Raw genomic sequence first — 25,993 nt, 5'->3', positions numbered from 1 at the left:
GCGCGCGACCTTTTTCGCCGCGGTCCGCCCATCGCCCTTTCGCCTGTATTTGGAATGTGCCTGGGATGAAGACCGACACCTCGACTGCTGATGCCGCCACCTTCGACTATGTCGTCGTCGGTGCCGGCTCGGCCGGCTGCCTGCTCGCCAACCGCCTCAGCCGCGACCCCGGCAAGCGGGTCCTGCTGGTCGAGGCGGGCCGGCGCGACAACTATCCCCGGATCCATATCCCCGTCGGCTATCTCTATTGCATCGGCAACCCGCGCACCGATTGGCTCTACAAGACCGAGCCGGAAGCGGGATTGAACGGACGAGCGCTGCGCTATCCGCGCGGCAGGACGCTTGGCGGCTGTTCCTCGATCAACGGCATGATCTACATGCGCGGGCAATCGCGCGACTACGAGAGCTGGGCGGCCCAGACCAACGACCGCGAATGGTCCTGGGAAAATTCGCTTCAGGATTTCAAGGCCCATGAGGATCACTACCGGCTCGACGATGGCGCCGATCCGGTCACCGGCGACAATAGCCGCTTTTCCGACATGCATGGCCACGGCGGTGAGTGGCGGATCGAAAAGCAGCGGCTGAAATGGGACATCCTGGAATCCTTCGCCGAGGCCGCAGTCCAGGCAGGCATTCCGCGGTCCGCCGACTTCAACAGCGGTGACAACGAGGGGGTCGGCTATTTCGAGGTCAACCAGAAGGCGGGCTGGCGATTGAACACCTCCAAGGCCTTTCTGCGGCCGGTGCGCCATCGCCGCAATCTGGTTGTCTGGACAGAGGCCGAAGTCGACAAGCTGCTGATCGAAGCCACCGCGGATGGCGCCAAGCGCTGTACGGGCGTCTCGCTCTATCGCGGCAACGATCGGGTGACGGTGCGAGCGAAGTCCGAAGTCATTCTTTCGGCAGGGGCCATCGGCTCACCGCAGATCCTGCAACTGTCGGGCATCGGACCGACCGCCCTGTTGCAGGCCATGGGGATAGCTGTCGAACGCGACGTCGCCGGCGTCGGCGAGAACCTGCAGGACCACCTGCAGATCCGCGCCGTCTTCAAGGTGAGGAATGCCAGAACGCTGAACACACTGGCGAGCAATCTTGCCGGCAAGGCCCGGATCGGGCTCGAATATGTGCTGAAGCGCAGCGGACCGATGAGCATGTCACCGTCGCAGCTTGGCGCCTTCACCCGCTCCGATCCCGACCGCGCCCATGCCAACCTGGAATATCACGTGCAGCCGCTCAGCCTCGACGCCTTCGGCGAGCCCCTGCACAGCTTTCCGGCCTTCACCGCCAGCGTCTGCAATCTCAACCCGACGAGCCGCGGCAACGTGCGGATCCGGTCGCGCCATCGCGGCAACGCACCGGCGATCGCCCCGAACTATCTGAGCACGGACGAAGACCGCAAGATCGCCGCCGACAGCATCCGGCAGATCCGGTCGATCGTCAGCCAGCCGGCGCTGGCACGATACGATCCGGTCGAATGGAAGCCTGGCGTCGAGTTCCAGAGCGACGGCGAACTGGCGAAACTTGCCGGCGATATCGCCAACACCATCTTTCACCCCGTCGGCACCGCCAGGATGGGCGACAAGGACGACGACATGGCCGTCGTCGACAGCCGGTTGCGGGTTCGGGGGATAGAGGGACTGCGCGTGGTCGATGCCAGCGTGATGCCGACCATTACCAGCGGCAACACCAGCGCGCCGACAATGATGATCGCGGAGAAAGCCGCACGCTGGATCATCGCCGACGCCCAAAGGCGGGCGTAGTCAGGGCAACGCCGGCGGTACCAGCCGTCTGACGGGGGCGCAATCAATCGGCGCGTCTCAGGCAATTGGAAGATTGCGGACAGCCCATGATGACCGGCGCATCGGAGCACGTCACCGGCGCACCTCGCTTGAGAAGGCGAGCCGCGCCGGCAATTGCTATTGGAACATGCCCTTCGGCGTCTCGCCCTTGAAGAAAGGCACGACCAAAGCCTCCAGCAGGTCCGTTTGATTGATGACGGCTGTGTGCGATGTTGCCGGCAGGATGGCGAGGCGCGACGCCGGCAGCGGCTTGCCCATGTCGCCCATGCCGCCGCCGCCGAGCAGCCGGAACATCGCCACTGTATGCTCCAGTGTCGCGACATCGGCGTCACCGGCAATAATCAGCACCGGGGTCTTCAGCGCCTTCACATCCTCTTCCCACGCCATCGGCTCCTTTTCCAGCGCGATCAGCTTGGCGGCGAGCGCGGGGAAGCCATCCGGATTGGCGGCAAGCTTGCGGTAGTCATCGGCAAACGGCATGCCCACCAACATCTCCACCGTCATCTGCGGGATGAATGCCTTGAACTCCGGCTGCCAGCCGTCGGCATCATAACCGACAGAAGCGGCCGCCAGCTTGTTGACCTTGTCCGGATGACGGATGGCGAGCTGCAGCCCGGCAGCCGCGCCCATGGAGTAGCCGAACACATCCGCCTTCTTGACGCCGACGGCATCCATGAACGCCGCCACGTCGTCCGCCAGGTTTGGATAGGTGATCGGCCGGTCGATGTCGGTTGTGCGCCCATGCCCCTGGAACTCGATCGCATAGACCTTGTTGGTCTCGGCGAGCTTGGGAATGATCGCGCCCATAGCCGGGATGTTCATATAGGCACCGTGCAGGACGATCAGCGGCTCGCCCTCGCCGGACACTTCGTAGTACATCTTCATGCCATTGACCTCGACCCGCTCGCCAACCGGCTGGCTGTCGGCAAGGGCCGGCCCGGCAATGACGAGGGCCGCGGCAATAAGGGCAGTACGGAACATATCTCTTTCCTCGCGGTTTCATGCGTTTTCGCCAACGCTGACAATAAGACGAGCGAAATCCTCGCGAGCCGACATGGGCTTGCAATTATTTTGATTGCAATCGCACAGGAACGCCAAACGGCCCTTGAGCGGGAGCGGATGGGGTTAAGGAAGCATAGTTCGACGACATGGAAAAGACCTCGCCGTCTCTGGGACAGCGAGGTCAATTTTCCGATCGTGAAGCTGATCGGCGCTATTTCAGCCGCTCGACGAGAATTTCGCCAACCTGCAAGGCAGAGGCGGGGTTTTGCCCGGTGATCAATTCGCGATCGACCACTACATTTGCCTGCCAGGGCGCCGCATTGCTCTCATATTTTCCACCCGCCGCCTCGAGCGCCGTCTGCGGATAGAACTTCATCGCGCCGCCATCGAGCAGGCCCTTGGCGAGTTCTTCCTCCTGGTTGCTGATAACGGTCATGCGGTAGCCCGAATAAATCCATGCGGGCCGATCGGGCTGCTGCGAGGCTTCGAGCTGGTCGGTGAACGTCTTTGCCTCCGCCAGTGCCGAAAGCAGCGCGATCGGGCCGTGGCAAACCAGAGCGGTGACCTTGCCGTTGTCGTGGAAGTGGGCGAGCAACTGCCCAAGCTGCCTGTCGTGCAGCAGATCCTGCATCGGCGCATGGCCGCCAGGGATGTAAACGGCATCGAAGGATGCATAGCCGATCTGCGCAACCCGGGCGAGGCCGATCACCGACGATTTTTCCGGCGAGGTGATGGCAAGCTCATCGAGCAAGTCCTGGTAGACTTTCATCTGATCGGCACTGCCGCCGAAATAGGCCGGGTCCACGGATGTCCTGTCGACCGTCGGCACTTGCCCTCCAGGCGTGGCGAAGGTGATCTCGTGGCCGGCATCGAGCAGGAGCTTCACCGGCTGCATCAACTCATTGAGATAGAAACCGGTCTGAAACACCTTGCCGTCCCTGAGGTCGAAATGATCGGAACCGGAAAGCACGACGAGCACCTTTGCGGCATTCGCATCGGCGGCGGCAAGGGTGAGCGCCAGCGCGGCGGCAAAGCCACGCAGCCATTTCATCGGATTGGTCATGATTTTCACTTTCAAAGAAGGGAGCAGCGTCAGTTTGTGTGGCCGGCAAGCAGAAGATCGCGCATGGCTTCACCGACGCCATGAGCCGATTGCGGGTTTTGGCCGGTGACCAGGCGTCCATCGACCACGACATTGGACGTCCAGTCGGGAGCGGGTTGGTGGCGGGCACCGCGCGCCGAAAGCGTGCTTGCCAACAGAAACGGCACGACCTCTTCGAGACCGACGGCGCGCTCCTCATCATCGGTAAAGGCGCTGACATTCCGGCCCGCCACGAGATAGCGGCCATCGCTGAGCTTCGTGTTCACGAGCGCCGAGGGACCGTGGCAGACCGCTCCGACCACGCCTCCCGCCTCATAGATCTCCCCGATGGCCGCCTGAGCATCGAGACTTTCGGGAAAGTCCCACATCGTCCCATGACCGCCGGCAAAGAAGATCGCCCGATATCGGGATGGGACGATATCGGCGAGGCGCCTGGTCGTCGCGATATCAGAGCGAAAGCGCGGATCGGCCCAATAGCGTGCATTGATCTCGTCCCTAAGATCGAGGCCGTCGACGGGCGGTTCACCGCCTGCCACCGAGGCGAACTCTACCGCAATGCCCGCCGCCTCAAGTACGGCAAGCGGATGCGTGACCTCGCCGAGAAAATATCCGGTCGGCTCGCCCGTCTTTCCCTTGGTGGCGTGGCTCGTCAATACAAACAGTACGGGCTTTGTCACCCCTTGGTCAGAAGCCTGCATCAGATCACCTCGTGGTTTCGCATGGTCTGGCAGGACTTTATTATCTCCCTCAGAGGCGATAAACGATCTCAACTTCAATTCATTTGTTCTCAGGAGATAAAAATGGCCCGTCGTTTCGATTATCTTGCCGATGTCGAAGTGTTCGTGGCGGTAGCCGAGCACGGATCGTTGACGGCCGGCGCCATCGCCCTTGGAACAACACCCTCCGTCGTCAGCCGCGCCATATCGAGGCTTGAAGCGCGGCTCGGCAGCCAGCTTCTGCGCCGCACCACGCGGCGGATAGGGCTCACCCACGACGGACAGCATTTCCTTGATCAGGCACGCTCCGCCTTCTCGACCATCGACGACGCCGAACGCGCGATCCAAGGTGGTGGCGGCCAGGTCGCCGGCCGCGTCCGCCTCAGCGTACCAACGACATACGGGCACTTCCGGCTGCCGCCTCAACTCTGCCGGTTCCGAGCCCTTCATCCCAAGGTCGAAGTCGAGCTCAACATCACCAACCGCAACGTCGACCTGGTTGCCGAAGGCTTCGATCTCGCCATCCGCATGGGTCCGTTGCCGGACAGTGGCCTTATTGCCCGCAAGATCGAGGACGGGGCGATGTGCCTTGTCGCCTCGCCCGACTATATCGCCCGTCGCGGCGCACCGGAGAGCATCGCCGATCTCGATCGTCACGACTGCGTGCCCTTCGTCATGCCGAGTACCGGCAGGTTCGCCCCCTGGATGTTCCGCGACAATGGCCAGGATCTCGACTGGGTGCCCACTTCCGGCGGGTTGCGGGTGAGCGACGACGTTCTCGGCGTCATGTCCATGGCCGAGCACGGTGCGGGCATCTGCCAGACCTACGATTTTGTCGTCGATCGCGCCGTCCAGCAGGGGAGAATGGTTGAACTCCTGCCCCATCTCACCGGGCGAACGAGGTCGATCTCGATTGTCTATGCCCCCAACCGCCGGCTTTCCGCCGCGTCCCGCGCACTGATCGACGTCTTGAGCGAACGGTGGGGTTGATCGGGAAAATGTGCGGCAGCATTGCGCGGCCCGACGCAATTCAGTCCGACCGCTTGCGGCGAACGCTGCTTGCCGGCGGGCTCTTTGCAGCCCTGATGGGCGTCGACGATTTCCTCATGCTGCATGAGGCGGTGGCGACCACGGGCATTCCGGAGGAAGTCGTTCTCGTGCCGCACATGCTGGTGCTTTGCGCCCTGTGCTACTGCGCCTATGCCGTTCGGGCAGCAACGCCGCGATTGCTGCTTGCCGGCTCGGTCCTGTCGATGGGACTGTCCTTCGCCGCCGACATGGCCCCGATCCATGTCGGAGGGGCCACCTTTGTCGAAGAGGCCTTCAAGCTCGTCGGCATTCTGTTCCTGACCGCCTATCCCGTCGCCATCAGCCACAAGGCGCTGCGACAGAGCGGGGCGTCGCGACGCCCGGCCGTCGGATAGGTGCCAGCATTGGCTGCACTGCGGTCATTTCGTCCCGCCGCTCAACGCCTGCTCCAGAAAGACATATTTCATCGCCGTCTGGGCTGCCTGTATCCGGCGGTCGCCGCGCCCGCCATGGCCGCCTTCCGTTTCCTCGAAGAACAGCGCATTCGAATGGCCGGCCTCCTGCAGCCGCGCGGCCATCTTGCGCGCGTGGCCGGGATGGACCCGGTCGTCGGCGGTCGACGTCGTCAACAGTACCGGCGGATAATCGGCGTCATCAGCGACGTGTTGGTAGGGCGAATAGGCCGCCAGCCAGCCCGCTTCCTCGGGCTCCGACGGATCGCCATACTCCGCCATCCAGGACGCGCCCGGCGGCAATTCGGTATAACGAAGCATGTCAAGCAACGGCACTTCGATGATCACCGCGCCGAAAAGCTCGGGCCGCTGGGTTAGTGAAACACCGGTGAGCAGGCCGCCGTTCGACCCGCCTTGAATGCCGAGCATGGCGGGGGTCGATATCCCGCGCCGCACCAGGTCTTCGGCAACGGCGGCAAAGTCATCGAACGCGTTCTGCCGCTTGTCCCTGAGCGCCGCCTGGTGCCACCGCGGGCCGAACTCGCCACCACCGCGGATGTTGGCCTGGACATAGGCGTAGCCCTTTTCGAGCCAGAGCTTGCCGCGCACGCCGGCATAAGCAGGCAGAAGCGGGACTTCGAAGCCGCCATAGCCATAGAGCAATGCCGGCACCGGCGACGGTTGGTCGCGACGTCTCACGACAAAATAGGGGATGAGGGTGCCATCCCTAGAGCGTGCCTCGAACTGTTCCGATATCAGTTCAGCCGCATCGAAACGCGCGGGCTGCGCCTTGACCGTCGCCAGCGTCTCGCCGTCATCGTCAGACCAGATGATCGAGCTCGGTGTCAGGAAATCGGTGAAGGAGAACGAGACGCTGGAGCCAAACTGGTTGATGTGGCTGATGCCGACATTACCGTTTTCGGGCAGGGCCACCGGAGTGAGCGACCATCCGCGTTCGCCACGCTCTGCAAAGACCACACGGCCACGGACATTGTCCATAAGGCTGATGAACAGACGGTCGCGCGTGTTGGCGACATGCGCGATCGAAACGCGCTCTGCGGGCGGCAGCACGGTTTCGATGGAGCCGATGTCACCCGTTTCCAGCCAACGCTTGAAATCGAAGGCGTAGAGCCCGTCCGGCAGGCATGTCACGCCCCCCGGTGCGGACCAGGCGCTACGCACGCCGAAGACGATCTGGCCTTTCAGAATGGCAATGTCGACGACATCGTCCGGCAGCGGCAGCCGCCGGTTTTCGCCGGAAGCCAGCCTCACGAAATGATGGCTGGAATAGAAATCGATCGTTCTCGTCAGCAGCAGATATTGCGCGTCGCCGTCGAACTCGAGCGAACCGCCGGCGGCCAGATCCTCGACCTGCGCTTCGAAGATCGGTGTCGCCTCGCTCAGGCTCGTGCCCCGCTTCCACAGCTTCACGACGCGAGGATAGCCGGACTGCGTCCGTTCTTCCTCCTCGAAGGCAGCGGCAACGATGACCGTATCGATGTCGAGCCAGCTGAAGTTCGATTTCGAAACGGGCGCCCGAAATCCGTCTTCGACAAAGGTCCCTGTTTCGATGACGAACTCGCGCATCTCGCTGGCGTCGCCGCCATCGGGCGACAGGCTCATGAGGCAACGATCGAACTCCGGATAGAGACGGCGCGCGCCACTGAACACCCATTTGACGCCTTCCTCATGCGAAAGCGCGTCGAAGTCGACGATCGTCTGCCAGTCCGGCTTGTCGGTCTTGTAGGAGGCGACGGTAGTGCGACGCCAGAGGCCGAGCGCATTGGTCTTGTCCTGCCAGAAGTTGTAGACATGACCGCGCAGTTCATAGCCGACCGCAATGTTGTCCTCCGCGGTCATCAGTTCCAGCGCCGTTTCGAACCGGGTCTGATAGGAAGGATCGCCCTGCAGCCTCTCCTTCGTCAGCGCGTTCTGGCGATGCACCCAGTCGAGCGCGGGCTTGGACGTCCTGTCCTCCAGCCAAAGGAAAGGATCGTCGGCAGTCGTCGAAAGATTTGGCAAAACGGGCTTGGTCATGAAATCTCCAGCGGCAATATCAGTGAAGCAATCGGCAGGTGTCGCAGCGGTATATGTTGTCCCGTCATCTGGCTTTGCAATGTCAAAGGTCGATTTAAGGCGTGCGCGGGTTGGGCCGGCACGGCTTGCCTATAGGTCGCCCGCAAACCTACGTCACTCCAACGGCATCGCGTCTGCCTCGAGCAGCTCGCCCGTGTGCCGATCGGCGAGGTGCGCCAGGCAGACGTCCCGAACGCAGGCACGCAGCCAACGATGCGCCGGATCGGCATCGAGCCGCGGGTGCCAGAGCATCGAAATCGTAACCTCAGGCACCGAGACAGGCAGAGGGAAACTGTGCATCCCGGCGCGCAGGTTTCCGGTATGCCGCTCGGGCACGCTAGCGATCAAGTCCGATCCGCGGGCGAGAGCCAGCGCCGCCGAGAAGCCCCCGACCGTAGTGACGATCTGCCGCTCCAGCCCGAGCTTTTCCAGGGCCTCGTCGATCGGTCCCTTGTCGAGACCCCGCCGGGAGACGAGCACATGCCGGCCGCCGGCATAGCCAGCTGAAGTCACTAGGCCCTGGCTCAAGGGGTGCTCCTTGCGCACGACGCCGATGAAGCGATCCCGGAACAAGGCCTGCGTGCGCACTTCGGGGCCGGTTGCCAGCCCGATCACGCCGGTTTCCAGATCGACGCTGCCATCGCGCAGCGCGCTGCTCTCCTTGTTCGGCTTTGGCAGGAAACGCAGACGAACACCGGGAGCTTCAGCACCAATTCGACGAAGGAGGTCGGGACCGAAATTCTCCACGAACCCCTCGCTCGTCCGCAGCGTGAAGGTGCGGGTGAGCCGGCTGAGGTCAAGCATCTCAGCCGGGCGCAGGACCGCCTCGGCATCGTCGACGAGCTGGCCGACGCGCTCGCGCAGGTCCAACGCCCGCGGCGTCGGAACAAGACCGCGCCCGGCCCGCACCAGAAGCGGGTCACCCGTCACCTCCCGAAGCCGCGCCAACGCCCGGCTCATGGCCGAAGGGCTGAGCCGCAGCCGTTCGGCGGCTCGCGCGACGCTGCCTTCCGCAAGCAAGACATCAAGGGTGACCAGCAGATTGAGATCGGGTTTCGACATTTGCTTGGTATAGCGCAGTTTTATCGAGATGTGGCGTTCTATGCATGAATAAGGTGCAAATCATGCGCGTTCCGCCATACCACCCAAAGGCCTAGCTTTCTGGCATCTCCATTTCGGAGACTGCCAGCAGACGGAGTTTGTTTTGAAGCGAGACATTGCAGCACCCACAGAGCCGAATGTTGAAGGTAGCGAGCGGACGCGTTCCGTCCGACTGGGGCTCGCCAGCCTGTCGCTCTCCATACTGTTGTCGGCGCTCGGCACCAGCATTGCCAATGTCGGCCTGCCGACCCTGGCCCACGCCTTCGAGGCGTCATTCCAGGACGTGCAATGGGTGGTGCTGGCCTATCTTCTCGCCATCACCGCGCTGATCGTCGGCGTCGGCCGGCTCGGCGATATCGTCGGGCGGCGACGGTTGCTTCTTGGTGGGATTGCACTCTTCACGGTGGCGTCTAGCCTCAGCGGCCTTGCCCCGGCACTCTGGCTGCTGATAGCCGCCCGCGCGGCACAGGGCCTGGGCGCGGCAATCATGATGGCGTTGACCATGGCCTTCGTCGCCGAGACGGTGCCGACGGCACGGACCGGCAGCGCCATGGGACTGCTGGGAACGATGTCCGCCATCGGCACTGCGCTTGGGCCGTCTCTCGGCGGCGCGCTGATTGCCGGTTTTGGCTGGCCCGCACTTTTCCTCATCAACGTGCCGCTCGGTATCCTGACATACGTTCTCGCACATCGTCATTTGCCTGCCGACAGTCAGGGAACCGCGCGAGCCCCTGCCCGCTTCGATGTCCCCGGCACTATCGTGCTGGCATTGACGCTGGCGGCCTACGCGCTCGCCATGACCATCGGCCGCGGCCACTTCGGCCCGCTCAATATCGTTCTTCTACTGGCGGCGGCCCTGGGAGGCGGGCTGTTTGTGTTCGTCGAAACAAAGGTCGCATCTCCCTTGGCGCGCCTGGCAATGTTTCGCGATCCGGCCTTGAGCGCGAGCCTGATCACCAATGGGCTGGTCTCCACGGTGATGATGACGACCTTGGTTGTCGGCCCCTTTTATCTCGCGCGCGCCCTAGGGCTCGATGCGGCCATCATTGGGCTGGTCATGTCGGTCGGCCCGGTGGTAGCGGCGATCAGCGGCGTGCCGGCGGGCCGCTTCGTCGACTGGTTTGGCGCACGACCGGTGATGATGGCCGGACTTGCTGCAATCGCGGCCGGCGCCGCCCCGCTATCCATCCTGCCGGCAACACTGGCCATCCCAGGCTACCTCGCACCGATCGCCGTCGTCACCGCCGGCTATGCCTTCTTCCAGGCGGCCAACAACACCGCCGTCATGGCGGGCATCGCCGCCGATCGCCGCGGTGTTGTTTCCGGCATGCTCAACCTGTCGCGCAACCTGGGGCTCGTCACCGGCGCCTCTGTCATGGGCGCCGTCTTCGCCTTGGCATCGGCCGCGTCCGACATCGCCACGGCCTCGCCCGAGGCCGTGGCGTCGGGCATGCGCGTCACGTTTGCAGTCGCCGCAGGTCTCATTCTCCTGGCAATCGCCGTTGCCCTTGCAGGTCGCGCGCTCGCGGCACGTCCTGCACTGCCTGACGACACGCTGTAAGGTTTGGAAGCTGCCTCGCCGGATCTGGAGGCGATTTCCTTGCGCTAGGGACTTGCGGCGCTCAAGATAGAGAGGCGAGCCGCACCTGCTAAAATAGGCGTACGTTTCTGCGCAGTCGGACAGGTTTGCTCATGAAGGAGAAATTCCATGAACACGACATTGAAGCCGGCGGCCGATGCCGTCTTGGACAAGGCCGTGTCGTCCGTGCCCGGTTTACCCGGTGTGGTGGCCGTGGCAACGGACAGGCACGGCAATATCTATGAGGGCGCTGCCGGCAATCGGCAGCTCGGTGGCGACCTCGACATGACCACCGACAGCGTCCTTGCTATCTTTTCCACGACGAAGGCCGTCACCGGCACCGTATGCCTGCAGCTCGTGGAAGAGGGAAAACTGGATCTCGATACCCCGGCACGGCGATATGCACCGGCGATCGGCAACTGTCAGGTGATCGAAGGGTTTGACCTCGACGGACGACCGACGCTGCGTGCTCCAAAGCGCGAGATCACGACCCGGATGCTTCTTCTTCACACTGCGGGCTTCGGCTACGACTTCTTCAATGAAACCTACTATCGCCTCGCGAAAGAACATGGCCAGCCGAGTGTGGTGGCGGCAACGCACGCCGCGATCGCGACGCCGCTTCTGTTCGATCCGGGCGATCAGTGGGAATATGGCTCGAACATCGATTGGGCCGGTCAGGTGGTCGAGGGGATCCTCGGCGAACGTCTGGGGTCGGCCATGAAATCCCGGGTGTTCGACCGGCTCGACATGTCTGATACGGCGTTCACCATGAATGCTGCCATGCGTGCGAGAATGGCGACGATGCACCAGCGCGATTCGGCCGGCGCCTTGGCGCCGCTCGACTTCATCCTGCCGCAGGATCCAGAGATCCATATGGGTGGGCACGGGCTTTATTCGACCGCTTTGGATTATGCCAAGTTCATCCGCATGTGGTTGAACGACGGCGACGGCCCTAATGGTCGCGTGCTGAAAGCCGACACAGTGAAAATGGCCGAGCAAAACGGCCTAGGCGAAATGAAGATCAAGCGCCTTCCCGGTGTCATCCCAAGTCTGTCGAACGACGCCGAATTCTTCCCCGGCATGCCGAAGTCCTGGGCCTTGACCTTCATGATCAACGACAAGGACGCACCGACCGGTAGGCCCGCGGGATCGCTCGCCTGGGCAGGACTGGCCAACCTGTACTACTGGATTGACCGCAAGAACGGTGTCGGGGGATTCTGGGGCACCCAGGTCCTGCCCTTCGCCGATCCGACGTCGGTCGGCGCCTACCTCGACTTCGAGACGGCCGTCTATCGATATGCCTTGAAACCTGCGGCTGCCGCGGAGTGACCGGCACGCATCGCTCGTTCTGAGAAAGCGGCATCGCGTTTGCACCCGTCAAGACCGCAAGCCGCTCGCTACTCCAGGTCCATCGTGGTGAAGACCCGGCAATTGTCGGGCGCGGGCGTGCCCCGACAGATTTGTGCATCGACCAGTTGGTCGACTGCGAGCGTGCTCGTCACCAGAAGCGCCTTGAACAATTGCCAATGACCGAGATTGCCGTCCTCGTCACGGAGGCCTTCGACCAGGACCTGATGTCGCACGCCCATTTCGCCGTAGTACGCCACCAGCTTTTTGGTGCCGGCCTCGCTGGCAGCTCCGATCGGAATATCCTCGACGGCCGTTCCATCGCCCGCGAGCCGTCGAACGCCGGCGGCCAGAACCAGAGCGCATGCATGCGCACATCGTCCTTCCGAAACCGCCTCTCCGACATAGTCCGCGCCCCTGTTATCGTTTTCCCGGCATCCCTCGTCATCCGGCTCACATCCTTCAAAAACCGTCATGCCGACGGCCACGCCGAGCCCATTCCTGCGGATAAGGCGGCCGATCGCCATGGCAGCGGCCATGTCACCACCAGGCGATGTAAGGACCAGCGGCAGCTTGCGGTCACCGAGCGTCCTCAACGTCGCCTTCAGCAAAGTCGGCGTTCTGGGGCCGATCATCCCTTCGGCGGAAATCCATTCCGTGCATGTCGGCTCGCAACCGGCCTGGCTCGAGCGCACAACGACGAAACGCATCTGCTCGTCTGCCGCCATTGCCGGCTGTTGGATCAATATGCTTGAGGCCGCCAGGCAAGTCAGCAGCGCCACCCTTCGCAGACGGGGCAGGGTCTTGTCGGCAGCGGGACTCCATACGAACATCCCTATCTCCATCCAGATCCGCGGATCTAACGCTCCAAGTCCGACATCACGAACACGCGACAGTTGGCGGCTGCCGGCACCGTTCTGCAAGCCTCGACCGAGGTCAGCAGTTCGACCCCACCCAGCTTGGTCGTCAGCTTCATTTCCAACATCGCGACGGGCTCGATCTTGCGAATGTCGGCAGCGGGCGTGATCTTCATCAGATCGATGACGGACCGACCGACGCCCATTTCCGCGAGATAGGCCGCCAGCTTGCGCTCGGTCTCCCTGCTCATCTCATAGGTCTTGTAGCCGCCGACATTCCTGCGGCTGACGACTTTCTTGCTGGTCATCTTCTTCTTGCCGTTCACGACACGATATTTCGTCCGATATTGCGTCTCCGTCTGAACGTAAGTTGTGGTGATCTGGTGCACGCCCAGAAATGCCCACTCGCCGACCACGCGCCGGGTGCCGCCGGCAAGCAGCAACGGACAAGCCGAGTTGCAATAGGCTTCGCCGGAATAGGCGATGCCGATGTGGCGGGCGCCTTTGCCGTCGTTGTCACTGCAATCCTGCTGCTCGGGTTGACAACCGATGAAGCGGGTCTTGCCGACCGCAACTTCAAGCTTTCGCGCTCTGATCATGCGCCCGATCGCCATCGCAGCATCGACGTCTCCGCCCGGCGACGTCACCACGATCGGCAGGCGTCGGTTGCCGATGGACTTAAGCAACCTCTTGAAGCGCGCCGGACTTTCGTCAACGATCGTGCCCTCTGCAGATATCCACTCGGGACAGGTCGGCTCGCAGCCCGGCTGGCCGCTGCGAACGACGAAGAACCGCATGTCGGCGCCGTCCGTCTGCGATGCGCGAACCGTCGCGGCCGATAACATGGACCCAACCAACAGACAGACAAAGACCACCGAACGCCAAAACACTTCGCGTGGAAATGCCGTGCCGAGCAATTGAGCACACCTCCTCCCGCCTGTATCTGCGCCGGAGTTTCAGAGCGGAGTGATCTCCGGATCCTGTCTTGCATCCCCGTGCTGCGCCGGACTGAATAAATCTCTATTGCTGCAAATATGAGTGTCGAAACAAATGTCTCTTGCGACGCGATCTTTGAGATTGCGTGTCGCAAGGCGAAAAGCAAATTCGGGTTGCATCAATCAAGAATGAAATCAACGATAGCACATTCCGCAAATATAAGGCAATACTCATATGCGGAGCCGTGGCGCCCCGCGACGCCATCGGTATCGCGCCGTCCAGCCTCAAGTCACTGCGGCGAAATGATAAACGTTCGTTCCGCATCGATCGGACGTTCGGGGACTAGATACGCCGCCGACGCTTTGACAACATAGGCGCTCAAGGCAGGGTTGGCGATTCGATGACGATATTTTTTAAGGCAGCGATTTCCGAGGACGTGGCATTCGGGATGATCGAGCGGTGTTTTTCCGATCCGGACGACTATGACGGTTATCTCGACATCTTTGGCGATCACACCGAGCAGACCGTTTCGTGGAGCAAGGGCAGGTCGACAGACGAGTTCAAGGATCAGATTACAGAGGCGCTGCGTTCGGCCTGGGAGACAGCGCGTTTCTGGCAGGTTTACGAACGGCGCGAAGACAGAGACGACGCCGGCACCAATGAAATTCGAAGAGCCGCAATCGACCTGACGCGCACCTATGGCGGCGTGATCGTGATCACGCTCAGCCTGCTCGGGCGGCGCAGCAGCACGAACGATCTCGAGCTCGTATTCCTCTGCTTCCAGGAGGATGCCCAACGCCGGAATTTTCGCGTGCGTTACGACGGAAAGTTCATACCGGCCTGAAACCGGATCCTGGACGAAAGGAAGGTGAAGGCCTGCCCAGTGCAAGCACAGATTCGTCCAGCACCGAGGTGCTTTCCCCGGGCACGCGTGCTAAACGCAAATCGGTTCACATCGACGGCAGGCCCTAGTGGAGCTTTCGCGAAAGCAGCAGCGAAGATGTGATCTCTTCGAGCAGGTGGATGTCCTCGCTGAGTATCGTGCGATGCCTGTGCGACAGGCTGACAAGACAGTCCGCCACTTCGTCCGATGTCCAGCCCGCGGCCTCCGCGCGTTCGACCAGTTCCAGGAAGGCACCTTCAACCGCGCATTGACAATCCGGCTCCCGATCTGGATGTCCGTGACTGACCAGCGGTACGGCTATTTTGGTCATGAGCGATCCTCCCAGTGTAAGAATAGTGCCGCGTCAATGACCTGCAAAGCGACTAAAGTCGTACTTTTACGGCGACCTTGGTACTCGGCGAGGCCTGTTCTCCGCCCACGCCCCCCTCAAACAACGTCCCCTGCCTTAAGCCAGACCAAGAAGGCGGCGTTGCTTGCGTTCATGATCGCCGGCGACCCCTCACCGATCGCTAAATAATCTGACAGCGGCTGCGGCGACGACAGGTCATTCTGCTCCCATCGGAAACGAATGAAGGGAGATGATCCGATGTCGGACACAGCTTCATCCCATGGCAACCTGATCTATGTCTCCCCACGGCTGATCGCCCCGCGGGAGAGATTTGCGGCTTCGGCCGCACACGAAACACGCGGTTTTCCCTGGCGGCTGTTTGCGCGGCTTTCCCGCTGGATGGTCACGCGGCGCGGGCGTCTGGACCTGCTTGCGCTTTCGGATCATCAACTGAAGGATATTGGCCTGCCGCGTGGGGCCGCCTATAACGATTTCTACAAACGCGACGAATAGGGCCGCGATGTCCCAATTTTCGTGCCAGACGCTTCTCGACACCTCCACCGCCTCGCTTCGGGAGGTGGTCTGCGACGGCGCGTGCCGTGGCAAAAGCGGCGAGGAATGCAGCCACCGCACAAGCCTCGTCTATCCCTATCGCGGCGTCTTCATGCGGCATGTGGGCAAGGCCGACACCGTGGCTGAATCCAATCAGGTGATCTTCTTCAATCGCAGCGAAGACTATCGCGTCAGCCACCCGATCGAAGGCGGCGATGCCTGCCTTGACGTGCAGGTGGACGAAGCCATCCTCTGCGAACTTGCGCCGAAGGAGCAACTGCGCGTCGGCACGCTCGTTTCGTTCAAGAGACCGCGCCGGCGCATCGATCCACGGGCGCAGGCGCTTGTCGCCCTGTTGCGTTATAGCCTTCATCGCGGGATTGCCGAAACGCTCGAAGCCGAGACCCTGACGCTGACACTGATCCGGCGTTCGCTCGGTGAGAGGACATCGCACAGTGCTGCCTCGACCTATGGGCGCGAGAAGCTCGTCGATCGGGCGAAGCTGGTTCTTTCGACCGATCTTGCCCGCCGTTGGACCTTGGCCGAGGTGGCAACGGAAGTCGGCGTGTCGCCCGTCTATCTCACTCAGGTTTTCCAACAGGTCGAAGCCATGCCACTCTACCGCTATCAGTTGCGGCTGCGGCTTGCGCGTGCGCTAGATCTGCTCGGCTCCTGCCATGACCTGACGGCACTCGGCCTCGATCTCGGCTTTTCCAGCCACAGCCATTTCAGTGCGTCCTTCAAACAGGCCTATGGGCGCACGCCCGCCGAATTCCAGCGCGCCCTCCATCTTCGCTAGCACGGCAAAACGACCTGCCCGAAGGCATCATCGCTACACCCGCCCCGGCGGCCGCCACGTGCGGTCCGGCACCCGTATACTTGGGGGACGACGCGACAGGAATTTAACTGGACAATAATAATCATAAAAAATTCCGCGATCCGTGAAAAAAAATCCGGAGCCGGTCGTCTTTGTTTGAAAGCGCATGTTGAAGCACCGCGCCGAAAGCCGAGACGGGTGGAAGATGAGCTCACCGGAATGCCGTAACGGACGTCTGCCGTTTGCAGGGGAACGTGGCCACATTGGTCCGTTTCCCTCTAGAATTGTGGCAACCCGCGCATTTGCGTTCATAGCCTCGCAGGTTAGTGCGCCGAAACACATCGCCTCTGCCCGCAGGCTGCCAGCCGACCAGATCCTGCGCCAATCCCATCCGCCTCCACTGGCGGCTGACAGACAGAGCGTGACACATGTCGCGCCGACCTAAGCCCGTTCACTAAGAAAATTCGATGCGTTGCGCCTCCCACGCGACGCGATTGCGCGACTTTGCATGTCGCGTGCCGAGGATCGACAGACATGAAATCGTCTAGGCAAATCGCAGAAACTGCGACATTTCAAAGCTTCGCCAACTGCTATCTCAGGGAGGTCAATCCCGGCGTCCCGGTCATGCACCGGACCGCCGGCGGATCCTGCGACAGCATCGAATGGTCGCTTCCCCGCCAGCAAATGATCCTGCGCGTCGAGGTCACCTCATCGTCCGTTTGCGGTCCGCTTCATTTCGGCAGGGCATGGGGGCGCAATGTCTCCGATCCATCCTGGCGGCCGATCGAGCTGATGTCGGCGCTGCATATGCTGGTCCAGGCCGCCTATCGCCAGGACGATGCCGGCCAGACGGAGGCGCTGCGTGGCTTCGAACTGGAGCTACTGATCCGGGTGCTCGAAAGCTATCAGCAGACCGCCCTCTATATCGACAAGGCGCTGCCGGATCCGGAGGGAGCAGGCGAGTTTCTCGAGGCCGAGCAGTCGCTTGTCTTCGGGCACTGGCTGCACCCGACGCCGAAGAGCCGGCAGGGCATGACCTATTGGCAACAGGAGAGCTATGCGCCCGAACTGCGCGGCCAGTTCAAGCTGCATTATTTCGCAGCGAAGATGGACCACGTCAGTCACGCGTCCTCCCGCCCGACACCGGCGCCCGAGATCGTCCGCTCGCTTTTAGGGCTCGAAGCGGAAGGCTTGGGTCTTGCCGGCGACGAATGCCTGCTACCGATGCACCCGCTGCAGGCGGAAGCCTTGCTGCTCGACCCCGGCATTCAGGCGATGCAACGGGCGGGCATCCTGCGTCACCTGGGTCCGGCCGGTTCACTCTTCAGCGCAACGTCGTCCGTCCGCACGGTCTATGGCGCTGCGGAAGACTGGATGCTCAAGTTTTCGTTGCCGGTGCGCATTACCAATTCCGTCCGGCTGAACCGAAGGCAGGAGCTGGAGGCGGGCGTCGCGATGGCCAAGCTGATCGACCGGATCGGTTTTGCCAAGCGCTCGGCAAATTTTAGGATCATCCAAGACCCGGCCTATATCGCGCTCGATCGGCCGGGCCACAGCGAGAGCGGCTTTGAAGTCATCCTGCGCGAAAACCCTTTCGCCCATGGCAAGGGACAGGGCGTCATAACCTTGGCGGCGCTGACGGCAGACCCTCTTCCGCAGGCACCATCGAGGCTTGAAAAACTCCTGCGCACACTCGCCACCAGGAATCGACAGCCTCTCGCCGACGTCTGCATCGCCTGGTTCCAACGGTATCTCGAATGCGCAGTCGAACCGCTGATCCGGCTCTACGACGACTACGGCATCGCACTCGAAGCGCACCAACAAAACAGCCTGCTCGACATCGGCGCCGGCTACCCATCGGTCAGTTACTACCGCGACAATCAGGGATTCTACCTCTCCGAACGCTATCGCAGCCTTCTGGCGAGCCACGTTCCGGAAACCGAGACGATCCCGTCGCTCTATTTCCCCGAAAGTGAAATCCGCGACCGCTTCGCTTACTACCTCATCGTCAACCAGGTCTTCTCCGTCATCAGCCGCATGGGCCACGACGGATTGTGCGATGAAGGCAGCCTTCTGCGGGTGCTCCGGAACCACCTGGAGCAATGCGCATTCGGGATGACTGGCGCTGGACGCGACTTCGCCCGGCACGTCCTGGACCTGCCGACGATCGCCTCCAAAGCCAACCTGACCACCCGGCTGTTCAATGTCGACGAACTGCAATCCGACCACGCGCCGATCCTTTATCGACCCGTGCCAAACCCTTTAAGGGCACCGGCAGCGCTGACTGTCTCGAGGACAAGCCATGCCATTGCCTCTTGAAATCAAGGGGCGCGCCGACGACCGGGTGCTTCGCCAGCTTGTCGCCGCCCTTCTGTTCGAAGGCGTCATCGCGGCGCATCGGAGCGAGGGCGGCGATGGCGCGACGCATTTTTGTTGGACGCTCGGCGGCCGCGAGTTTCAGTGCGACGCCATCCTCGGCGCATTCGGGCGAATCCGCCCGTTGCCGGGATCGGTGCAGATGCGCACGAGCGACGGCTGCTGGGGCGAAGCTTCGCTCTCGCTTGTGGTTTCGGCCCTTCCCGGCACCGGCATCACCCGGGGAAAGCTGCTGAATGAGATGAAGCAGACGATTGCCTTTTCCGAGTGGAACGACCGCCATCTTATCGCCCGTCCCCGGCGGGAAATGTCCTTTGCCGAGCTCGAAGGTGCCATTGACGAGGGGCATCCCTACCACCCCTGCTACAAGGCCCGCACCGGCTTCTCCCATGCCGACCATGCTTTCTTCGGCCCGGAGGCCGGCCAGTCGTTTCAGCTCGTCTGGCTGCTCGTTGCCCGCAAGCATCTGCGCCAGGCGTTGCCCGACAACGAAGAGGCGTTCTGGAAAGCTGAACTTGGCGAGGAGACCTGGGCGCATCTTCAAGGCATGCAGCAGCAGCTTGGTCTCTCCGCCGACGATTTCGGGCTCGTGCCCCTGCATCCGTGGCAGTGGCGCAATCTGAGCGAGACGCTCCTTGTCCGCTGGATCTCAGCCGGGCAAGCCCATTGCCTCGGCCCTGCCGGCGACCACTACACCGCCACACAGTCGGTGCGCTCTTTGCTCGACCGGGATCGGCCGCTCGCCGCCAGCGTCAAGCTGCCGCTCAACATCGTCAACACGTCCTCTCGGCGCACCCTGGAGCCACATTCGGTCTGCACCGCTCCGGTCATCTCGCGCTGGATCGGCGAGATCGTCGCTTCGGACCCACTGTTCCGCGAACAATATCCCCTGACCATTCTGCAGGAATATGCCGGGATTATCGCCGATGCCGAGGAGCCGCTGGCAGGGCAGGTCGGGGCGATCTGGCGTCAGAGCGCGCGGGCAACGCTCGAAGCCGGAGAAGCGGTCGTTCCCTTTACCGCGCTCATGATGATGGAGACGGACGGACGGCCCTTTGCCGACGACTGGATCAAGCGCTTCGGGCTGATGCCCTGGATCAACCGGCTGATCGAGGTCGCCGTCCTACCCGTCTGGCATCTGCTCGTCTATCACGGCATAGCCGTCGAGGCGCATGGCCAGAACATGCTGCTCGTGCACCGCGACGGATGGCCGGTACGGCTGATCCTGCGGGATTTTCACGAGAGCATCGAATTCTCGCCTGGCTTCCTGCGCGAACCGGAAAAGACACCCGATTTTCTATCCCTGGATCCGCTCTACCAGGATGCCGAGCCGGACCAGTTCTACTGGACGGACAATCTGGACTCGCTGCGCGAACTGGTGATGGACACCCTGTTCGTCTACAATCTGAGCGAGATCAGCCATCTTCTCGCCCATTGCTACGCCCTCGATGAGCCGCTGTTCTGGCAGCGGGTCGAGAGCCTGCTGTCATCCTATCCGCACAAGCACGGCATGATTGGCAGGCAGGCTCAGCTCGGCCACGACAGGCCGGAAATTCTCACCGAATCCCTGATGACGAGGAAGCTCTTCGCGCGCAAGCCGGAGTACCACCACGCGGTGCCCAATGCGCTCGCCGCGGACAAGCTTCAACGAAGGAGAAAGCCATGATCCGTATCGACGACAGGCTCTATGATCGCGCCTATTTCGACGAAACATCCGCACGCCTGGCCGGGCAGATCGGCCTGAAAGACCGCGACAACGGACGCTATGCGGTCTGCTGTGCCGACACCGCCGACTGGCTGGCGCTGTTCTTCGCCATCCGCAAGGCCGGCGCCAGCGTATTGCCAATCCACCCCGGCACGCCCTATGCCGCCGCGCGCAAGCTTGCGATCGGCGCCGGCTGCGACCGGCTGTTCTACAACAGCCTGACGGCCGAAGTGCTGGAACGACCGGCGAACGCCTCACCCGTCGGCACGCTCCTGCAGATGAGTTCGGGCACGACAGGAGCGCCGAAATGCGTGGTGCGAAGCTGGCAGGATATCGACGCCGAGATCGAAAGCTATATCACCACCTTCCGCGAACCGGCTGAGATGACCCCGGTCGTCGCCTGCCCGACCACCCATTCCTATGGCCTGATCTGCGGCATCCTGGTGGCGCTCAAACGCGATCAGACGCCGGTGGTCGTCAACACGGCCAATCCGAAATATCTCATGAAGGTTCTGCGCGAGGTCGAGCGGCCGCTGCTCTATTCCTCGCCGGCGATCCTGCACACGCTTGCCCGGCTCCTGCCCGAGGGCGAGCAGATCCATGCGACGATGACGTCGGGCACGTTGCTGCCGGATCCCTGGTTTGCCCAGATCAGGGCCAAGAGCCGGCACATGTTCCAGCAATATGGCTGCTCCGAAGCCGGATGCATCGCGATCAATCCGGATGTCACTGCCGCCGGAGACGTGGGGTTCGTGCTGCCGCATCTTCTCCCGCAAACCGGAAGCAGTGCCGAGGATACGGGCGAGATCGTCGTGGCGAAGGCCGATGGCATCGCCATCCACACCCGCGATCTCGGCTACCGCCGCGATGACGGCATGCTGGTCTTCGTGTCGCGGCTGGACGACATGATCAATGTCTCCGGTCTCAACGTCTATCCCCGGGATGTCGAGGATGCGGTGATGGCGATGGCCGGCGTCAGCGATGCCGTTGCCTTCCGCATCGGCGACCGCTTTGCCGGCGAACGCGTGGCGCTGCTGTTCAGCGCCGACGAAGCCATTGCACCGCAAGCGATCCGCCAATGGTGCAGTCAGCACCTCGCCAGCCATCAGCTGCCGATGGATATCCGCCAGGTCGATGCCATCCCGCGCCAGGCGAACGGCAAGATCAGCCGCCGCGAGGTTGCCGCCCGGCACACCGCCGGCGAATTCAGCAAACCGATCGCTGGAGCGGCGTCATGACCAGCAACGAAACCCTGGAAGCAATCCACAAGGTCCTCAGCGAGCATATGATGCATCCGCATCTCGACGGCTTCGGTCCGCAAGCTCGCCTCAACGAGGACCTCTATCTGGATTCCGTCCTGATCCTGCAGATCTTTCTCAATCTGGAGCTGGAGTATGGGCTGAGCGTTCCTGAAGAAGCGATCGCCCGGCAGGATGTCCAGACCGTCGCCGACCTCGCCGCGCTCTATGAACCGAAGGTTGCTGCAACGGTGGTCCCGTCGTTTCCGCTGACCGGCGGCACGACCGACGAAGGCGTGCATGGCGAGGCCTATTACGACATCAAGGTGCATTGCTTCGTCAGTTGCGTCTGCGACGGGCTAAAGCGCCAGGGCCTCGATCACCGACCGTTCTACTTCGGGGTCTGGGATGCGAAATTTGCCCTCAGCGACCGCTTCCAGCTTCTTTATCACGCACCCGAGATCAGCCAGGAATTCTTCCGAAGCTGGTTTGAGCGGCTATACCGCGTCACCGTGCGCGAATGGTATGACCCTGAGATCAGCAAGAGCGACAACCTCGCTGTACTGCTCGATCTCGTCAGCCGGCGCTCCGAAACCGGTTCCGTCATGGTCATGCTCGACATGTTCCACCTGCCGGAGCGCGAGAACAAGTTCAACCAGAACCCCTTCCCGCATTACCTCATGCTGCAGGAAACCGCCGATCCCGACACGTGGTTCGTGCACGATCCCGATTACCGTTGGGAGGGCGAGATCGCCCGGGAAAAGGTGATCCATGCGATCATGCAACCGACCGTCGGTGGCGGTTATGTCTTCGACAATGCCGAGGCGCGGGCCCCCGCCGCCGAAGACCTCAGGGCCTATTTCGAAGCTTGCTTCATCAGGGACAACAATCCGCTGGCCGACGCCATGCGCGCGATCGTCATGGCTCATCTCGAGGGACCCGGCGGCATCGACCTCTCGGACCTGGCGGAGGCTGTGCGCGAGCTGCCCGTCATCACCATCCGCAAATATGCCTACGAGCACGGCTTTGCCTTCTTCTGGCGGGCGTTGAAACTGCCGGCGGCCGAGTTCGAAGGCTGGTGCGAAGAGATCGAGGCGCTCGTCCAGGCGTTGAAAACGCTGCACTACGACTGCATGAAGCTGAGCCAGACCGGCGACCGCGCATTGGCAGCCCCGGTTTTCGAGCGGCTGGCGGAAGCCGACCGCATCGAGCGGAAGCTGAAAGGCAAGCTGGCGGAGATCTTCGATCTCTGGTGCGAGCAGAACATTGCCGCTGACATTTCCATGCTGAAGAGGCCCATGCTGAAAAGGGTTGCGCGATGAACATATCGCTGTGCACGATCACGTTCCGCCATCATCTGATTTCGCTCGGCGAAATCGCCGCCTGGGCTCAGTCGAACGATTTCCAGGGCATCGAGCTTTGGGGCGCGCATGCGCGCAACCTGGCGCAACAGCCCGACCGCAATGCCGATTGGCTCGACACCTTTGGGCTGAAGGTGCCGATGATCAGCGACTACTTGCCGCTCGACGGCGATCCGGAGACGCTCAGGCACAAGACCGTCGAACTCTGCAGGCTCGCCCGCCGTTGGCGAACCCGCAAGATCCGCACCTTCGCCGGCAATTGCGGCAGCCTCTCCGTCTCCGATGAAGAGCGGCAACGGATCGTGGAGCGGCTGAAGGAGATATGCGCAATCACCGCTGGCTATGGCATTCAACTGCTGGCGGAGACACATCCGAAGACGCTGGCCGATACCGCATCCTCGACATTGCGTCTCATCGAGGAAGTCGCTCATCCCGCCTTTGCGATCAACTTCGATACGCTCCACGTCTGGGAGGGCGGCGACGACCCCATCGTCGTGCATCGCCAGATGAAGCCGCACATCCGCCACTACCACCTGAAGAACATTCACGACCGGTCGGACCTCTCGGTTTTCGAGCCGGCAAACGTCTATGCCGCAGCCGGCCGCCGCGACGGCATGACGCCGTTGTTCGAAGGCACGGTCGATTATGTCGGTTTTCTCCTGGAGATCGCGGGCGACGGCCAGCCCGATGCATCGCTGGAATGGTTCGGCAATGATTGCCTCGATATCCTGCGCCGCGATCGCAGGCAGCTTCGCCGCGTGATCGAGGGGCGTGAGCCCGTTCGCAGAACAGTCAACTTTTAGTGATCGCCTTTGGCGGCGTCATCGGCTCGTGCCGGTGCGCCCCATAAAAAAATGGCCCTAGCTGTACATGCTGGGGCCCATTTTTTGTTTTTGTTTTCGTCTTGCAAATGTCTATCGGTATAGTGTCGGAGCACCGAAATACTGCCTCGTTCGCGGCTTAGCTCATTTTTGACTTGAAGCGGACGAGCTGTGCTCTACCCCACCACTTTGGCGATCTTGCAGCCGAAAATCAATCAACTTTTATGGGTCTATTTTTGTTCGGCGTCGTGCTGGAGCATGGGAGATCATCGCGGTGTTTGCGAGCCCCCTTCCCCCTCGGTGAATGACTGAATAAGCATCTGCCGCCACGGGGGTCAGCGGCAAGGATCAAGGCGGACGATGAGTTTAACAGCAGTGTGGTCGGTCAGGCTCGCCAACGAGCGCAACGTCAAATCGAGGGGGCCGGTGCTTGCCGACGGTGTCGTCTACCAACTGTTCCATTATGACAAGCGCGACTTCTCCGAAAGCAGGTTGATGGCGCTGGCCTTGGCCACGGGCGAAGAGCTCTGGCATGCGACCGTCGATCATGTCGCCAATCGCCCGACAATCGGTGCGGACGGCACCGTCTTCCTGAGCAGCTTCGATGGAGCGGTGGCCGCCTATGATCCGAACGGCGACCAGATCTGGCGGTGCGATGCAATCGACAGCAATATCGGCCCGCCCACGCTGGCAGGCAGCGACCGCCTTGTTCTGGCGGAAATCCATGGCAGAGCCCGGCGAACCTGGTGCCTGAATGCCCGCACCGGGGCCGTTCTGTGGACGTTCGACAATGGCGGCCACAGCTACACGCTGGCGGCAACGCAAGACGTGGTCGTGCACGCGACCGTCGTCAGCGGCGCGAACTTCGGCGAAAGCACCGTTCGCGTGTTTGCCCTTTCGGCACGGGACGGCTCTGTGCGTTGGTCGGCGACCCATACCGAATACATGTTCGTGCCCGCCATTATCGACGACACGGTCATCGTCGGCGCCCGCGGCGCGGTGATGGGCTACGATCTGGCGAGCGGCAAGGAGCGCGCACGCCTCGCCTTGCCCGAGGGAACAGCCGCCATGCATCTGTTGGCACTCCCGGAAAACAGCATGGCCGTTGCCGACGATGCGACGACGCTCCGGCATCTGGAGCTGCGGCGCCAAAAGCGTTTCTTTCGCAGCAATACGAAGCTGATGGAGCGCTGGGCAAGCCCCCTTTCCAACCCGGCTGTCGGCGGGCCGGTCGAACTCGGCACCTCGATTTCCATTCTGACGGAGAACGGACGGCTGGAGATGTTCGATGCGCGGCAGGGCCACAGGACCGGCGCGCTGGATTTGCGCACCGGCCATCACCAGTCCGGTGGCACTGCGCGGTCCGGTGAATTTCTCGCCGTTGCCCATGGCCGCACGGTGTGCGCCTACCGATACTGAGGTATCGGCTCGCCACCCTCCGTTGCTCGCGTCGATCGCTAAAGAATCTGACAGCGACGCCGGCGTGCAGATGGTCTTCTCTGATGGTCGAAACCACGGCAAAGAGGAGACGAGGACGATGAGCCAGAAAACCTGTGCGGCCTGCGACTGTGAGCTCGATCAGAACAGCATCAAGGTCAAGTTGGGCGGCAAGACGGTGGAAGTCTGCTGCGAGGAATGCGCCGCTGCCATCGGCGAAGCGGAAGCCGCAAGGACGGCTGCCGCTTCAGCCGGAAAGTAAACAGGAGACCGGCCGCCACGGCGACCGGTCTCCGACCACACGTCGGTACCTGAAGGCTGCAATTCCCGGCTAGGTCGTGTGGACTCTTGGGCTTTCCAAGGGTGAGCAAATCAGATTCAAGACTGTCTTTTGGAGGCAGTCATGGGTGTTTTGGATCGTCTGATCCTTCGGGACGAGCAGTGGGAGCGGATATCGC

The 25,993-nt window shown here is 62.2% G+C and carries 23 protein-coding genes; 15 read left to right on the top strand and 8 right to left on the bottom strand.

Annotation, left to right across the window (positions count from 1 at the left end; all coding sequences use genetic code 11):
* The first annotated feature begins 65 nt into the window (after window positions 1-65).
* Window positions 66-1,760 (top strand): GMC family oxidoreductase, encoded by a 1,695-nt coding sequence (locus tag AC244_RS32880; RefSeq protein ID WP_053253024.1) that lies wholly within the window; start codon window positions 66-68, stop codon window positions 1,758-1,760.
* Window positions 1,761-1,916: 156 nt separating this feature from the next.
* On the opposite strand, the gene AC244_RS32875 is transcribed toward AC244_RS32880, so the two are convergent.
* From AC244_RS32875 to AC244_RS32865, 3 genes are all read right to left on the bottom strand, one after another.
* Window positions 1,917-2,780 carry an alpha/beta fold hydrolase gene (locus AC244_RS32875; protein WP_053253023.1) on the bottom strand — a complete coding sequence of 288 codons (864 nt, stop codon included), beginning with the start codon at window positions 2,778-2,780 and terminating at the stop codon, window positions 1,917-1,919.
* A 232-nt stretch (window positions 2,781-3,012) separates the two neighbouring features.
* Window positions 3,013-3,852 carry a type 1 glutamine amidotransferase domain-containing protein gene (locus AC244_RS32870; protein ID WP_053253038.1) on the bottom strand — a complete coding sequence of 280 codons (840 nt, stop codon included), beginning with the start codon at window positions 3,850-3,852 and terminating at the stop codon, window positions 3,013-3,015.
* A 41-nt stretch (window positions 3,853-3,893) separates the two neighbouring features.
* Window positions 3,894-4,601 (bottom strand): type 1 glutamine amidotransferase domain-containing protein, encoded by a 708-nt coding sequence (locus tag AC244_RS32865; protein ID WP_053253022.1) that lies wholly within the window; start codon window positions 4,599-4,601, stop codon window positions 3,894-3,896.
* Window positions 4,602-4,703: 102 nt separating this feature from the next.
* Here AC244_RS32865 and AC244_RS32860 point away from each other — a divergent pair, with 102 nt between their 5' ends.
* Both AC244_RS32860 and AC244_RS32855 read left to right on the top strand, forming a co-directional pair.
* The gene (locus AC244_RS32860) at window positions 4,704-5,609 is read left to right on the top strand and encodes a LysR family transcriptional regulator (RefSeq protein WP_053253021.1); all 906 of its coding nucleotides are present in this window, start codon (window positions 4,704-4,706) and stop codon (window positions 5,607-5,609) included.
* A gap of 8 nt (window positions 5,610-5,617) precedes the next feature.
* A complete protein-coding gene (locus AC244_RS32855; RefSeq protein WP_053253020.1) occupies window positions 5,618-6,043 on the top strand; it encodes a hypothetical protein in 426 nt (141 codons plus the stop codon).
* A gap of 24 nt (window positions 6,044-6,067) precedes the next feature.
* Here AC244_RS32855 and AC244_RS32850 read toward each other — a convergent pair whose 3' ends face one another.
* Together AC244_RS32850 and AC244_RS32845 are read right to left on the bottom strand one after the other, a co-directional pair.
* Entirely contained in the window at window positions 6,068-8,137 is a 2,070-nt protein-coding gene (locus tag AC244_RS32850) for a prolyl oligopeptidase family serine peptidase (protein WP_053253019.1), read from the bottom strand.
* Between the two features lie 153 nt (window positions 8,138-8,290).
* A complete protein-coding gene (locus AC244_RS32845; RefSeq protein WP_053253018.1) occupies window positions 8,291-9,238 on the bottom strand; it encodes a LysR family transcriptional regulator in 948 nt (315 codons plus the stop codon).
* A gap of 142 nt (window positions 9,239-9,380) precedes the next feature.
* Here AC244_RS32845 and AC244_RS32840 point away from each other — a divergent pair, with 142 nt between their 5' ends.
* Complete coding sequence (locus tag AC244_RS32840) at window positions 9,381-10,838, top strand: MFS transporter (RefSeq protein ID WP_053253017.1); 1,458 nt, start codon at window positions 9,381-9,383, stop codon at window positions 10,836-10,838.
* Between the two features lie 147 nt (window positions 10,839-10,985).
* The gene (locus tag AC244_RS32835) at window positions 10,986-12,185 is read left to right on the top strand and encodes a serine hydrolase domain-containing protein (RefSeq protein WP_053253016.1); all 1,200 of its coding nucleotides are present in this window, start codon (window positions 10,986-10,988) and stop codon (window positions 12,183-12,185) included.
* Window positions 12,186-12,253: 68 nt separating this feature from the next.
* Here the strand turns inward: AC244_RS32835 and AC244_RS32830 are convergent, their stop codons facing one another.
* Together AC244_RS32830 and AC244_RS32825 are read right to left on the bottom strand one after the other, a co-directional pair.
* Window positions 12,254-13,036, bottom strand: coding sequence for a hypothetical protein (locus AC244_RS32830; RefSeq protein WP_053253015.1), 783 nt, complete (start codon window positions 13,034-13,036; stop codon window positions 12,254-12,256).
* A gap of 26 nt (window positions 13,037-13,062) precedes the next feature.
* The gene (locus AC244_RS32825) at window positions 13,063-13,905 is read right to left on the bottom strand and encodes a hypothetical protein (RefSeq protein ID WP_152976218.1); all 843 of its coding nucleotides are present in this window, start codon (window positions 13,903-13,905) and stop codon (window positions 13,063-13,065) included.
* 491 nt (window positions 13,906-14,396) lie between these two features.
* Between AC244_RS32825 and AC244_RS32820 the strand changes: the two genes are divergently transcribed.
* A complete protein-coding gene (locus AC244_RS32820) occupies window positions 14,397-14,840 on the top strand; it encodes a hypothetical protein (RefSeq protein WP_053253013.1) in 444 nt (147 codons plus the stop codon).
* Window positions 14,841-14,964: 124 nt separating this feature from the next.
* Here the strand turns inward: AC244_RS32820 and AC244_RS32815 are convergent, their stop codons facing one another.
* On the bottom strand, window positions 14,965-15,210 hold the full coding sequence (locus AC244_RS32815; RefSeq protein ID WP_053253012.1) for a hypothetical protein: 246 nt from the start codon (window positions 15,208-15,210) through the stop codon (window positions 14,965-14,967).
* A gap of 276 nt (window positions 15,211-15,486) precedes the next feature.
* On the opposite strand from AC244_RS32815, the gene AC244_RS32810 reads away from it, so the two are divergent.
* From AC244_RS32810 to AC244_RS37780, 9 genes are all read left to right on the top strand, one after another.
* Entirely contained in the window at window positions 15,487-15,741 is a 255-nt protein-coding gene (locus AC244_RS32810; protein WP_152976217.1) for a DUF1127 domain-containing protein, read from the top strand.
* Window positions 15,742-15,748: 7 nt separating this feature from the next.
* Complete coding sequence (locus AC244_RS32805; protein ID WP_053253010.1) at window positions 15,749-16,579, top strand: helix-turn-helix transcriptional regulator; 831 nt, start codon at window positions 15,749-15,751, stop codon at window positions 16,577-16,579.
* Between the two features lie 552 nt (window positions 16,580-17,131).
* Entirely contained in the window at window positions 17,132-18,916 is a 1,785-nt protein-coding gene (locus AC244_RS32800) for an IucA/IucC family protein (protein WP_053253009.1), read from the top strand.
* Window positions 18,900-20,639 carry an IucA/IucC family protein gene (locus AC244_RS32795; RefSeq protein WP_053253008.1) on the top strand — a complete coding sequence of 580 codons (1,740 nt, stop codon included), beginning with the start codon at window positions 18,900-18,902 and terminating at the stop codon, window positions 20,637-20,639. Before AC244_RS32800 ends, AC244_RS32795 begins: the two co-directional genes overlap by 17 nt.
* Window positions 20,636-21,916, top strand: a complete 1,281-nt coding sequence (locus AC244_RS32790; protein WP_053253007.1) for an AMP-binding protein — start codon at window positions 20,636-20,638, stop codon at window positions 21,914-21,916. The genes AC244_RS32795 and AC244_RS32790 overlap by 4 nt, the downstream gene beginning before the upstream one ends.
* Window positions 21,913-23,238 carry a DUF6005 family protein gene (locus tag AC244_RS32785; RefSeq protein ID WP_053253006.1) on the top strand — a complete coding sequence of 442 codons (1,326 nt, stop codon included), beginning with the start codon at window positions 21,913-21,915 and terminating at the stop codon, window positions 23,236-23,238. The genes AC244_RS32790 and AC244_RS32785 overlap by 4 nt, the downstream gene beginning before the upstream one ends.
* Window positions 23,235-24,080: a sugar phosphate isomerase/epimerase family protein gene (locus tag AC244_RS32780; protein ID WP_053253005.1), complete on the top strand. Its 846-nt coding sequence runs from the start codon at window positions 23,235-23,237 to the stop codon at window positions 24,078-24,080. The genes AC244_RS32785 and AC244_RS32780 overlap by 4 nt, the downstream gene beginning before the upstream one ends.
* Before the next feature lie 378 nt (window positions 24,081-24,458).
* Window positions 24,459-25,517: a PQQ-binding-like beta-propeller repeat protein gene (locus AC244_RS32775; protein WP_082367315.1), complete on the top strand. Its 1,059-nt coding sequence runs from the start codon at window positions 24,459-24,461 to the stop codon at window positions 25,515-25,517.
* 118 nt (window positions 25,518-25,635) lie between these two features.
* A complete protein-coding gene (locus AC244_RS37780; protein WP_202596151.1) occupies window positions 25,636-25,797 on the top strand; it encodes a hypothetical protein in 162 nt (53 codons plus the stop codon).
* The last annotated feature ends 196 nt before the right edge of the window (window positions 25,798-25,993 follow it).

Source organism: Ensifer adhaerens (genome assembly GCF_001270265.1).
In the GTDB taxonomy this organism is placed as follows: Bacteria; Pseudomonadota; Alphaproteobacteria; order Rhizobiales; family Rhizobiaceae; genus Ensifer; species Ensifer adhaerens_B.
This window is presented reverse-complemented; position numbering and strand designations above follow the sequence as displayed.

What these genes read in the sequence shown, in the direction of transcription:
- AC244_RS37780 (WP_202596151.1), top strand. Translation starts at nt 25,636, where the DNA reads ATGAGCCAGAAAACCTGTGCGGCCTGCGACTGTGAGCTCGATCAGAAC.
- AC244_RS32795 (WP_053253008.1), top strand. Translation starts at nt 18,900, where the DNA reads ATGCCATTGCCTCTTGAAATCAAGGGGCGCGCCGACGACCGGGTGCTT.
- AC244_RS32850 (WP_053253019.1), bottom strand. Translation starts at nt 8,137, where the DNA reads ATGACCAAGCCCGTTTTGCCAAATCTTTCGACGACTGCCGACGATCCT.
- AC244_RS32870 (WP_053253038.1), bottom strand. Translation starts at nt 3,852, where the DNA reads ATGAAATGGCTGCGTGGCTTTGCCGCCGCGCTGGCGCTCACCCTTGCC.
- AC244_RS32880 (WP_053253024.1), top strand. Translation starts at nt 66, where the DNA reads ATGAAGACCGACACCTCGACTGCTGATGCCGCCACCTTCGACTATGTC.
- AC244_RS32805 (WP_053253010.1), top strand. Translation starts at nt 15,749, where the DNA reads ATGTCCCAATTTTCGTGCCAGACGCTTCTCGACACCTCCACCGCCTCG.
- AC244_RS32865 (WP_053253022.1), bottom strand. Translation starts at nt 4,601, where the DNA reads ATGCAGGCTTCTGACCAAGGGGTGACAAAGCCCGTACTGTTTGTATTG.
- AC244_RS32875 (WP_053253023.1), bottom strand. Translation starts at nt 2,780, where the DNA reads ATGTTCCGTACTGCCCTTATTGCCGCGGCCCTCGTCATTGCCGGGCCG.
- AC244_RS32860 (WP_053253021.1), top strand. Translation starts at nt 4,704, where the DNA reads ATGGCCCGTCGTTTCGATTATCTTGCCGATGTCGAAGTGTTCGTGGCG.
- AC244_RS32785 (WP_053253006.1), top strand. Translation starts at nt 21,913, where the DNA reads ATGACCAGCAACGAAACCCTGGAAGCAATCCACAAGGTCCTCAGCGAG.
- AC244_RS32800 (WP_053253009.1), top strand. Translation starts at nt 17,132, where the DNA reads ATGAAATCGTCTAGGCAAATCGCAGAAACTGCGACATTTCAAAGCTTC.
- AC244_RS32790 (WP_053253007.1), top strand. Translation starts at nt 20,636, where the DNA reads ATGATCCGTATCGACGACAGGCTCTATGATCGCGCCTATTTCGACGAA.
- AC244_RS32815 (WP_053253012.1), bottom strand. Translation starts at nt 15,210, where the DNA reads ATGACCAAAATAGCCGTACCGCTGGTCAGTCACGGACATCCAGATCGG.
- AC244_RS32775 (WP_082367315.1), top strand. Translation starts at nt 24,459, where the DNA reads ATGAGTTTAACAGCAGTGTGGTCGGTCAGGCTCGCCAACGAGCGCAAC.
- AC244_RS32810 (WP_152976217.1), top strand. Translation starts at nt 15,487, where the DNA reads ATGTCGGACACAGCTTCATCCCATGGCAACCTGATCTATGTCTCCCCA.
- AC244_RS32780 (WP_053253005.1), top strand. Translation starts at nt 23,235, where the DNA reads ATGAACATATCGCTGTGCACGATCACGTTCCGCCATCATCTGATTTCG.
- AC244_RS32835 (WP_053253016.1), top strand. Translation starts at nt 10,986, where the DNA reads ATGAACACGACATTGAAGCCGGCGGCCGATGCCGTCTTGGACAAGGCC.
- AC244_RS32845 (WP_053253018.1), bottom strand. Translation starts at nt 9,238, where the DNA reads ATGTCGAAACCCGATCTCAATCTGCTGGTCACCCTTGATGTCTTGCTT.
- AC244_RS32830 (WP_053253015.1), bottom strand. Translation starts at nt 13,036, where the DNA reads ATGTTCGTATGGAGTCCCGCTGCCGACAAGACCCTGCCCCGTCTGCGA.
- AC244_RS32825 (WP_152976218.1), bottom strand. Translation starts at nt 13,905, where the DNA reads ATGTTATCGGCCGCGACGGTTCGCGCATCGCAGACGGACGGCGCCGAC.
- AC244_RS32855 (WP_053253020.1), top strand. Translation starts at nt 5,618, where the DNA reads ATGTGCGGCAGCATTGCGCGGCCCGACGCAATTCAGTCCGACCGCTTG.
- AC244_RS32820 (WP_053253013.1), top strand. Translation starts at nt 14,397, where the DNA reads ATGACGATATTTTTTAAGGCAGCGATTTCCGAGGACGTGGCATTCGGG.